The organism is Pusillimonas sp., assembly GCF_044464525.1.
In the GTDB taxonomy this organism is placed as follows: Bacteria; Pseudomonadota; Gammaproteobacteria; order Burkholderiales; family Burkholderiaceae_B; genus Pusillimonas.
Map to the genome: position 1 here is coordinate 126,685 of NZ_JBIQLE010000008.1, position 9,829 is coordinate 136,513.

At 57.9% G+C, this 9,829-nt stretch carries 6 protein-coding genes; 5 read left to right on the forward strand and 1 reads right to left on the reverse strand.

What is annotated here, in order from left to right; translation table 11 throughout:
- Nucleotides 1-5 precede the first annotated feature (5 nt).
- The 4 genes from ACIY1O_RS06700 to ACIY1O_RS06715 all read left to right on the forward strand — a co-directional run bounded on the left by ACIY1O_RS06700 (nucleotide 6) and on the right by ACIY1O_RS06715 (nucleotide 7,423).
- Nucleotides 6-3,185, forward strand: a complete 3,180-nt coding sequence (locus ACIY1O_RS06700; protein ID WP_397474311.1) for an efflux RND transporter permease subunit — start codon at nucleotides 6-8, stop codon at nucleotides 3,183-3,185.
- 11 nt (nucleotides 3,186-3,196) lie between these two features.
- Entirely contained in the window at nucleotides 3,197-4,651 is a 1,455-nt protein-coding gene (locus ACIY1O_RS06705) for an efflux transporter outer membrane subunit (RefSeq protein WP_397474312.1), read from the forward strand.
- Between the two features lie 207 nt (nucleotides 4,652-4,858).
- Nucleotides 4,859-6,439, forward strand: a complete 1,581-nt coding sequence (locus tag ACIY1O_RS06710; protein ID WP_397474313.1) for an EAL domain-containing protein — start codon at nucleotides 4,859-4,861, stop codon at nucleotides 6,437-6,439.
- 207 nt (nucleotides 6,440-6,646) lie between these two features.
- Nucleotides 6,647-7,423, forward strand: a complete 777-nt coding sequence (locus tag ACIY1O_RS06715) for a helix-turn-helix domain-containing protein (RefSeq protein ID WP_397474314.1) — start codon at nucleotides 6,647-6,649, stop codon at nucleotides 7,421-7,423.
- Here the strand turns inward: ACIY1O_RS06715 and ACIY1O_RS06720 are convergent.
- On the reverse strand, nucleotides 7,416-8,318 hold the full coding sequence (locus ACIY1O_RS06720; RefSeq protein ID WP_397474315.1) for an aspartyl/asparaginyl beta-hydroxylase domain-containing protein: 903 nt from the start codon (nucleotides 8,316-8,318) through the stop codon (nucleotides 7,416-7,418). The two genes, ACIY1O_RS06715 and ACIY1O_RS06720, sit on opposite strands and share 8 nt — an antisense overlap.
- Nucleotides 8,319-8,954: 636 nt before the next feature.
- Here ACIY1O_RS06720 and ACIY1O_RS06725 point away from each other — a divergent pair.
- A partial coding sequence (locus ACIY1O_RS06725) for a porin (protein ID WP_397474316.1) occupies nucleotides 8,955-9,829 on the forward strand: 875 nt, incomplete at its 3' end.

Below are 9,829 nucleotides of genomic sequence, written 5' to 3' on the forward strand. Positions count from 1 at the left end.
CAGCCATGAATATCTCCAAGTTCTTCATTGATCGCCCGATTTTCGCCGGCGTCCTGTCTGTCTTGATCCTGCTTGCCGGCAGCGTGGCGGTCTTCCAGTTGCCCATTTCTGAATACCCAGAGGTCGTACCGCCGTCTGTGGTGGTTCGCGCGCAGTATCCGGGCGCCAACCCGAAAGTCGTTGCCCAGACGGTGGCCGCGCCGTTGGAAGAGTCGATCAATGGTGTCGAGAACATGCTGTACATGCAATCGCAGGCCAACAGCGACGGAAACATTGCCATCACCGTAAGTTTTCAGCTTGGCACCGACCCTGACAAGGCACAGCAACTCGTTCAGAACCGCGTGTCGCAAGCACTGCCGCGCTTGCCCGAAGAGGTACAGCGTTTGGGCGTGAACACGATGAAGTCGTCGCCTACGCTGACCATGGTGGTGCACCTGATTTCGCCCGACCAACGTTATGACACCACCTATCTGCGCAATTACGCTGTTCTGAACGTGAAGGACCGGCTCGCGCGCATCGAGGGGGTGGGTGAAGTGCAGATCTGGGGAGCCGGCGATTACTCCATGCGCATCTGGCTGGATCCCAGCAAGATGGCTCAGCGGAATCTGACCGCAGCCGAGGCTGTCGCGGCGATTCGCGAGCAGAATGTACAGGTGGCGGCCGGCATCATCGGAGCCTCGCCATCCGCGGCCGACGTGCCATTGCAGCTTTCCATCAACGCACAGGGCCGTCTGCAAACGGAAGAAGAGTTCGGCGACATTATTCTGAAAGCTTCGGATGATGGGGCGATCACCCGTCTGTCGGATGTGGCTCGAATCGAGCTTGGCGCTTCGCAATACGGCCTGCGTTCTCTTCTGGACAATCAACCCGCCGTGGGCATCGGCATCATGGAAGCGCCCGGAGCCAACTCGCTGGCTATCTCAGACGCGGTGCGGGCCGCCATGCAGGAGCTTTCGGCTGATTTCCCCTCATCGCTGGAAAGCCGGATCATGTACGACCCGACCCAGTTTGTGCGCTCAAGCATCCATGCAGTCATCATGACGCTGCTTGAGGCCGTGGCGCTGGTCGTGCTGGTGGTCATCGTTTTCCTTCAGACGTGGCGCGCGTCCGTCATTCCCCTATTGGCTGTTCCCGTCTCCATCATCGGCACGTTCGCGTTCCTGCTTTTGATGGGTTATACGATCAACGCCTTATCGCTTTTTGGTCTTGTCCTGGCCATCGGTATCGTGGTCGACGACGCCATCGTGGTGGTCGAGAACGTGGAGCGCAATATTGCCGAAGGCTTGCCGCCCCGCGAGGCCACGTATCGGGCCATGCGCGAAGTCAGCGGGCCCATCATCGCCATCGCGCTCACCCTGGTCGCAGTATTTGTGCCGCTGGCGTTCATGACCGGCTTGAGCGGCCAGTTCTTCAAGCAATTCGCCGTCACGATCGCGATCTCAACCGTGATATCGGCTGTGAACTCGCTGACCTTGTCTCCCGCCCTGGCGGCGCTGCTGCTGAAGGACCATGACGCAAAGCCCGACGGGCTGACCCGCTTCATCAACCGCTGGTTCGGCGGCTTCTTTCGGGCGTTCAATCGCTTTTTCGGAAGGTCTTCCGATAGCTATGCCAGGGGCGTGACGGGGGTCGTCGGACGCAAGGCTTCCACGATGGGCGTGTATCTGGTGCTGCTGGGCTTGACCGCAGGCATTTCCTACATCGTGCCCGGCGGGTTCATACCAGCGCAGGACAAGCAATATCTGATCAGCTTTGCCCAGCTTCCCAGCGGCGCCTCACTGGACAGGACAGAGCAGGTGATTCAAAGAATGTCCGACATTGCCTTGCGGCAGCCGGGCGTGGAAAGCACCATCGCCTTTCCGGGCTTGTCGATCAACGGCTTTACCAACAGTTCGAGCGCCGGCATTGTTTTCGTCGTGCTGGACGCATTCGACAAGCGCAAGCAAGATTCCCTGTCCGCCGCCAACATCGCCGGTGAGCTGGGCAAGGCATACGCCGGTATCAAGGACTCTTACATTGCGGTGTTTCCGCCGCCGCCCATCCTGGGCCTGGGTACCGTGGGCGGGTTCAAGCTGCAGCTGGAAGATCGAGCCGCGCTGGGATACGAAGAATTGGACGCGGTGACGAAGCAGCTTCTTGCCAAAGCTGCTGAAGCACCTGAACTGGGTCCGGCGTTTTCCAGTTACCAGATCAACGTACCGCAGTTGGATGTCGACCTGGACCGGGTTCGCGCCAAGCAGTTGGGCATACCGGTGGATGATGTTTTTGAAACCATGCAGATCTATTTGGGTTCACTGTATGTGAACGACTTCAATCGCTTTGGTCGCGTATATCAGGTGCGTGCCCAGGCGGATGCCCCCTATCGTTCGCAACCGGAAGACATACTGCAGCTGAAGACCCGCAGTGGAAGCGGACAAATGGTGCCGTTGTCGTCCGTTGCCAAGGTGACACCCAGCTTCGGACCGGAGATGGTGGTGCGCTATAACGGCTACACCGCCGCCGACATCAACAGTGGGCCGGCGCCGGGCTACTCCAGTGATCAGGCTCAAGCGGCCGCTGAGCGCATCGCCCACGACGTCTTGCCACGAGGCGTGAAGTTCGAATGGACGGACCTGACCTATCAGCAAATTCTGGCAGGCAATGCGGGGGTGTGGATTTTCCCGATCAGTGTGTTGCTGGTGTTTCTGGTATTGGCCGCCTTGTACGAGAGCCTGATCCTGCCGCTGGCTGTGATTCTGATCGTGCCGATGAGTATGCTGGCGGCCCTGGCGGGCGTATGGCTCACGGGCGGAGATAACAACATCTTCACGCAGATCGGCTTGATGGTGCTGGTGGGCCTGGCATGCAAGAACGCCATTCTTATCGTCGAGTTCGCTCGTGATCTGGAGCTGCAGGGTGTGGGAACGGTGCGTGCGGCCATCGAGGCCAGCCGCTTGCGCCTGCGGCCCATCCTTATGACGTCAATTGCCTTCATCATGGGCGTCGTGCCGCTTGTGCTGTCAAGCGGGGCCGGCTCCGAAATGCGCCATGCCATGGGCATTGCCGTGTTCTTCGGCATGCTCGGGGTCACCTTGTTCGGACTTTTCCTCACACCCGTATTTTATGTGGGGCTGCGCTTGCTGGTTCCGCGCCCCTTACGCTCCAGTACTGGCCAGGACACCGCCGTGCTGCCTGCAAGCGAATAACGAGATACGTCATGCATAAGCATTTACATTTTTCTCTTCCCACCATGTTCATCGCCTTGCTGCTGGCGGGCTGCGCGGTTGGCCCCGATTATCAAAGGGCCAAGGTGCATGTGCCCCAGCACTTCAAGGAAGCAACCCTGTCGCCCGAGGCCGCCAAAAAGTGGCGGGCCGCCCAGCCCGGAGATGCGCTGTCGCGCGGCCGCTGGTGGCGTATCTTCAACGACACGACCTTGGATGGGCTGCAAGAAGAGGCCGCGCTGGCGAATCAAGACCTGAAGGCTGCCGCGGCGCGGGTCCGGCAGGCCAGGGCGCTACGCCATACGGCTCAGGCTGATCGCTTCCCCACCCTCGACGGAGGCTTGGGCCCCAGTCGGCAGCGCCGATCTGGCGCCGCGCAAGGCTTGGCGGATGACGCGCCAGCGTCTACGGAAACCCTCTGGCGTGCCCAACTGGGCGCCTCTTACGAAGCCGACCTTTTTGGGCGAATAGCTTTTGAAGTAAGCGCCGCCACCGCCGACACCCAGCAAAGTGAAGCGCTGTTCGAATCGCTGAAGTTGGCGTTGCATGCCGATGTGGCGCAAACTTATTTCACCATCCGCCGGCTGGATGCCGAATCGGCCCTTTACCAACGGACCGTTGCTCTGCGCAGCGAAACACTGGCCTTGGTCGAGCAGCGGCATCAAGCCGGAGCCATCGGCGAGCTGGACGTCGCTCGAAGCCGAACCGCGTTGGCCTCGGCCAAGTCAGAGGCGCTGGCCATTCAACGAGAGCGCGCCATCGCCGAGCATTCCCTTGCCACATTGCTTGGCAAGACCCCCGCCGATTTTTCGCTGGGCGCCAACCCGCTTGATCGTTACCCGGTGGATATCCCCGCCGGGCTGCCGTCTTCCTTGCTGGAGCGCCGGCCCGATATTGCCGCTGCCGAGCGTGCCATGGCGGCGGCGAACGCGCGTATCGGAGCCGCGCAGGCAGCGTACTTTCCGCGACTGACACTCACTGGCGCCCTGGGTTATGAATCTTCCGAGCTGGGTAATTTACTGCAGTGGTCCAGCCGTACCTTCCTGCTCGGCCCACTGGTGGGCACTGTTTTGTCCTTGCCAATATTCGACGGCGGTCGTCGGGAGGCAGGCGTGGAACGTGCCCGTGCCCGGTACGAGGAAGACGTGGCCGCATATCGTCAAACTGTGCTGCAGGCTTTCAAGGAAGTGGAAGATGGCCTTTCCAGCCTACGCATCCTGGCAGAGCAAACCCAAATGCAAGACCTTGCGGTGGAGCAGGCTTCCAGAGCCGCCAAGCTTTCGCAAATTCAATATAAAGAGGGTTCGATCAGCTACCTCGACGTGCTGGACGCCGATCGAGAGGTTCTCGTGCAAAAAAGGCTGTCTGTCGAACTGGACGGGGTTAGGGCGATGGCCGCCGTGGCCCTGGTTCGTGCCATCGGCGGCGGTTGGGATAGTGACATCTGAAGAGACCACTTAATTCTTCGACTGGTGTAAAGTTGATGCACGTCATGGTTTTGATTGCCCTTGCAACAACCGCGCGAGCGGATCGTGACCGATGTCGTATTGATATATTTAGTTATTTATATACATAAATTGATACTATTGTTATTGTAGAGGCCTGGATTTCTGTGCTTAGATTTTAATCGCCTGCTTCAGGCTTGGAACGCCGTCTTGCGAAAAGCTCATTACTGGCTGCTGCTGAAAGTTGCTGCATCACCCAACGCCTTTATCTACGGGGCGGGAATTCTGGTCGCCTCTACCCTGATACTCGCGTCGGTGGTTGCCACAGTATGGTTGGATCAAAGCAGGGTGGCGCAGCGGCATGCCGAGTCGATGCAAGTTTTCCAGGTGCTTTCCACCGAAAGCAACACGCTGCTTGCTCATCTTGTAGAGAGTCACGGAAGCGATTGCAGTCTTGAAGCGCTGATGCATTTCAATACGCATATGCTGCAATCACGCTATATTCGCGAAATCGGCGTGTTGGACAACGAGCGGCGCTTGATCTGCACCACCTCGTTGGGGATATTGCCCATACCCATCAAAGATGGGCACCCGGTTTACACGAGCCGGTCGGGGGTAGAGCTGATAAACAACGTTCCGCTGGCAATGGCTGACACCGACTTTCTCGCCGTCATCATGCAGCGCCCGCCGTTCAATGTAGTGCTAAGCCGCTACGCGACCGGCGACATCTACTCCAGCGCCGACGTCGTGTGGCTGCGCGTTGCAGATGGCTTGGTTCCGCTCAACGTCTTTGGCTCCGAGGCCGTATTGTCCATGCGCGAGCGGGCCGCTGAGCAGACCAGGCCCCAGTTCACGCTGCAAGGGTTCAGCTACGAAGTGATCACGGCAAGGCCGGAGCACGACCTGGTCCTGCAAACGCGGCGAAGCCTCGGCGCCATCTTCCAGGAAAGCGGCGCATTATTTGCCTGGTTGCTGGCAGCCTCATTGTTCATCGCGGCGTTGGTCGTGGGTACCGTCCGCCCCTACGTAATCAAGCTTACAGCGCTGCGCAATCGCATTGGCTTTCTGTGCGACGGGGCGCATCTGACTCTGGCCTACCAGCCGATATTCGACTTGACCTCTTTGCGTCCGGTCGGCTGCGAGGTATTGACCAGACTCGAAGAGGGTTCTCGCTCTTGGACGCCCAACACAGTGATACCGGCGATTCAGGAGGCCGGCCTGGAGTCGCAATTCGACCACGCTGTTAGCGCGAAGGCGATTCGCGAGCTGGGAGCGGGGCTGCCTCCCCTGGAGGGAGGGTTTTTCCTTGCCCTGAACTGCTTCCCGAAAAGCTTGCGCCCGTGCAAGCTGATACCGGTGCTAACGCAAGCACTGCAGGCGACGGCCCGAAAAGATCTTCAGGTTTGCGTCGAGATCACCGAACATAGCCTTTCCAGCGAGCTGTTCACCGAGGTTCAACAACTGAAGGCTGAGGGTTTCCTGATCGCTGTGGACGACTTCGGCACTGGGTACTCAAACCTGAAGACCGTCACGGCCCTGTCGCCCGATATACTGAAAATTGATCGTTCTTTTGCCTTCGAGCTGGAAGACGCCACATTGCGTTCCAACCTCATTCCCGAGATAGTCAATATTGCCAAGGCGATTGGTGCTCTCACGGTAGCCGAGGGAATCGAAAAGCCCGAGCAAGCAAGCTTGCTTGCGGCCGCGGGTGTGAATTACGGGCAAGGTTATGCGTTGGCGCATCCTATGGAATTAAAAGAGTTTCTAGCCTTTGTGGCCAAATACCATTGAGGGCGGCCTTAAACGCCTTCCGGTTTCCTCACCCTTGAAAATCGGCGTGCAAGGGCTTGAGCGGCGTGCTTTGTAAACAATGGTCAAGCCAGAACGAAACGTATAGACCTCATGTGGCAAGGGCCTCTATATATAGAGTTGTCCTTGTTTCCAATGGTTTCGTTTGTTGTGAAGGCTCTCGCATCCCCCTCGGAATTCGCCGCCCACGTGCTCATCGTTGACGATAGTGCTCAAGAGCAGTTTTTGTTGAAAGAAATGCTTAGAGGCAACGAATTTCGTTTCAGCCTCGCCGGCGAGTGCGGCGAAGCGTTTGAGCTGGCTTTGCAAGACCCGCCGGATATAGTGCTGGCAGCCCTGCGTGCCGTAGGGCCGGATGCGCTGCAGTTGGAAGGCAAGTTGCGTCAGCATCCATTAACCCAGAGCATACCGATGCTGCTTCTGGCGACCGCCAAGCATCTGGGTACCAGGAATGATTTTGTACGTACGGAAATGCTGGATTGCTTGCTTAGGCCTTTTACCGTGGGGCAGCTTCTTGACCGGGTCCAGGCTCAATTACGTGTTTCATCTCTGTTGCGCGAGAACGAGCGTGAGTCGCGCGGTGCCGCCATCCCCGGAACTCAAGTCGATTGGGAACTGATAGGCCGCACGAAAAAGCATTTGGAACAATACCTTGGCGACATACGCCGGCTGCGCGATGTTGCCGATGCGTTATCCGTGCCCGAACGACGCTTGGCCCACGCGTTTCAGAACTGCCTGGGCATCTCGGTGGTTGAATATATCCGCCAAGAGCGCATGCGCAAGGCAAAATACCTGCTGACACATACAACGCGAAGCGTGCGCGAAATAGCCCAAACGGTGGGGTTTTCAAGTGCCGCTAATTTCTCCACGGCCTTCGACAGCATGGTGGGCGTCTCGCCTTCGTCGTTTCGCAACCAGACGATGCTGAATGCGCTGGCGCTGGATCGCGGTCTTCATCTCAAATAAAAATGATCAGGGCGATTACGCCGATGATCAGCGCGGCTCGCAACAGGTGGTAGACCGTCTTGTTCCAGCGCTTGAGGCGGCGGCGGTACTGCCCCACTACCCACGAGACACGAAACAGGCGGCTGACCAGCCCGACTTGATCGCCCTCTTGATTAGGTGATGCGGCGGCTGTCATGACAACCCGCGAGAACCAGCGATTAAACCGTGAGGCCCAGCCGTATTTCAGCGGCCTTTCAAGGTCGCAGAACAAGATAGTGCGCGTCTGGTCGGTGGTGTTCTCGGCCCAGTGGATAAAGGTTTCGTCGAAGACCACGCTTTGCCCATCGCGCCAGCTGTAGCGCTGGCCGTCCACCTCGATGAAGCAGCCGTCGTTGTTTGGTGTGTTCAGGCCCAGGTGGTAGCGCAGCGAGCCGGCATAAGGGTCGCGATGGGGATTGAGCTTTGCCCCAGGCGGCAGCACGGCGAACAAGGCGGCCTTTACTTCGGGAATGCTGCGAAGCAGCGCCACCGTGTTTGGGCACAGCTCGGCCGCCGACGGGTGCTCGGCTCCGTACCACTTCAGGTAGAAACGTTTCCAGCCGGTCTTGAAAAACGAATTGAAGCCCGCGTCGTCGTTGTTGGCTGCCGCACGTATACGTTCTTCTTGAGCCAGCGCGGCGGCCTCTTCACGTATGACCTCCCAGTTTTGGTCAAGGGCGTTCAACCCTTTGATGCCGGTGTCCGCGATATAAGGCCGTGCCGGCACCGCCGAGAACAAATACATGAAGGCATTAACGGGCGCCAATACCGCTGTATGGTTAAAAACGGTTCGGAAGAAGCTGAGGCGAACCTTGCCCCGGAAGTAGATGTAGGTGATCGACCCCAGCCACAAGACAATAATGCCTGCCTTGATCATATGGATTCCTGTCTATGAACAATGATTGATTTTATCCTGTGCCGCCCAATAAGGCGGAAATCATCCGCAAACACCGGATGCTCAGTGTAGCCCCGGCGGCGGGTGTGCGCAGAAGGAGCAGGGGAGCACGCGCGGGCGCGGCGAACAAGAGGGGGGCGGCAGGCAGGGCGCCCAATGGGCGCCAAGGCAAGTATGTGGCTTAATAACTTGGGAAGAAAGATTTCTTAATTTCCATGAAAAGTAAATAGGGGGGAAGGCCCTGGGGCACGCCGCAGGCAGAGGGCGGCAAGCCGCGGGCGGACTATGACAAGAAATAAAAATGAAATATAACCATCTGGAAATAAACGAAAATTTTATTCAAACAAAAAATAACGATAAAAATGGGGGTGAAAATCTCCAGGTTTTAGCTATTTTTTTCGTCACGAAATATGACATTTATGTTGCATAAACGGGCAATAAAACAACATATTTGTAGGTTATTTGGCGCATAAATGCCCGAAAAACATTCATTTCTTCACGTGCTCGTAGTCAGCAAAAGGCTTTCTTGCTGGAATGGCGTCAACTTCCACTCGCGGAGTTGAAGGCGGCAAACGAGAAGTCACCGCCTATTGCTCAAATCTACGGAGATTTTCAAACATGAAAAAGAGTCTGCTTGTTGCTGCCCTGATCGCCGGCTTTGCCGGTGCTGCCAGCGCCGATACGTCGGTTACGCTGTACGGCCGTGTCGATGGCGGTATTGAATATCAGCAATTCAAAGGCACTGATCCTGGCACCGGCGAAAGCATCAAAGGCACCAAGAGCGGCATGGCCAACGGCATCATGGGGGGCAACCGTTGGGGCCTGAAGGGCGCAGAAGACCTGGGCAACGGCTTGCAAGCCGTCTTTGTTCTGGAAAGCGGTTTCAACCTGAACGACGGCAGCGGCAGCGGCTTCAGCCGCCAGTCCACGGTCGGCCTGAAGTCGTCTTCGTGGGGCCAGCTTGATTTCGGCCGCCAAACCAGCGTCTCCAGCAAGTACCTGGCAAACGTCGCCAGCCCGTTTGGCGCCGATTGGGGCCAGGCCTCGATTGGTTCGGCGTTCAGCGCCATCAACAGCGTCCGCTACGACAACATGATCATGTACCAGACGCCCAGTTTCTCGGGCTTCCAGTTTGGTGTGGGTTATTCGTTCAATGCTTCAGGCAACCAGCAGTTCAAGGTCAGCGGCGGCGACGAGCCCAACACACGCGCCTGGACGACCGGCTTGCGCTACGGGAGCGGCCCCTTGGAGGTTGCATTGTCGTATGACCAGTTCAAGTCGCCCGAGGACGGAACTTCCACCGATGTCGGCGTCAATGGCGTGACCGTCAAATCCTGGAACCTGGCCGGCGCCTACGACTTTGACGTGGTCAAGTTGCATGCCGGCTTTGGTCAGACCCGCGACGGCTGGTTCAAGACGGTATCGGCCCTGCGCGCTTACTCGGCTCCTGGTATTCAAACCCCGCGTGCCAACAGCAACGACACCTGGGCCAA

Coding starts and splice junctions, on each gene's coding strand:
- ACIY1O_RS06720 (WP_397474315.1), bottom strand. CDS start 8,318: ATGATCAAGGCAGGCATTATTGTCTTGTGGCTGGGGTCGATCACCTAC.
- ACIY1O_RS06700 (WP_397474311.1), top strand. CDS start 6: ATGAATATCTCCAAGTTCTTCATTGATCGCCCGATTTTCGCCGGCGTC.
- ACIY1O_RS06705 (WP_397474312.1), top strand. CDS start 3,197: ATGCATAAGCATTTACATTTTTCTCTTCCCACCATGTTCATCGCCTTG.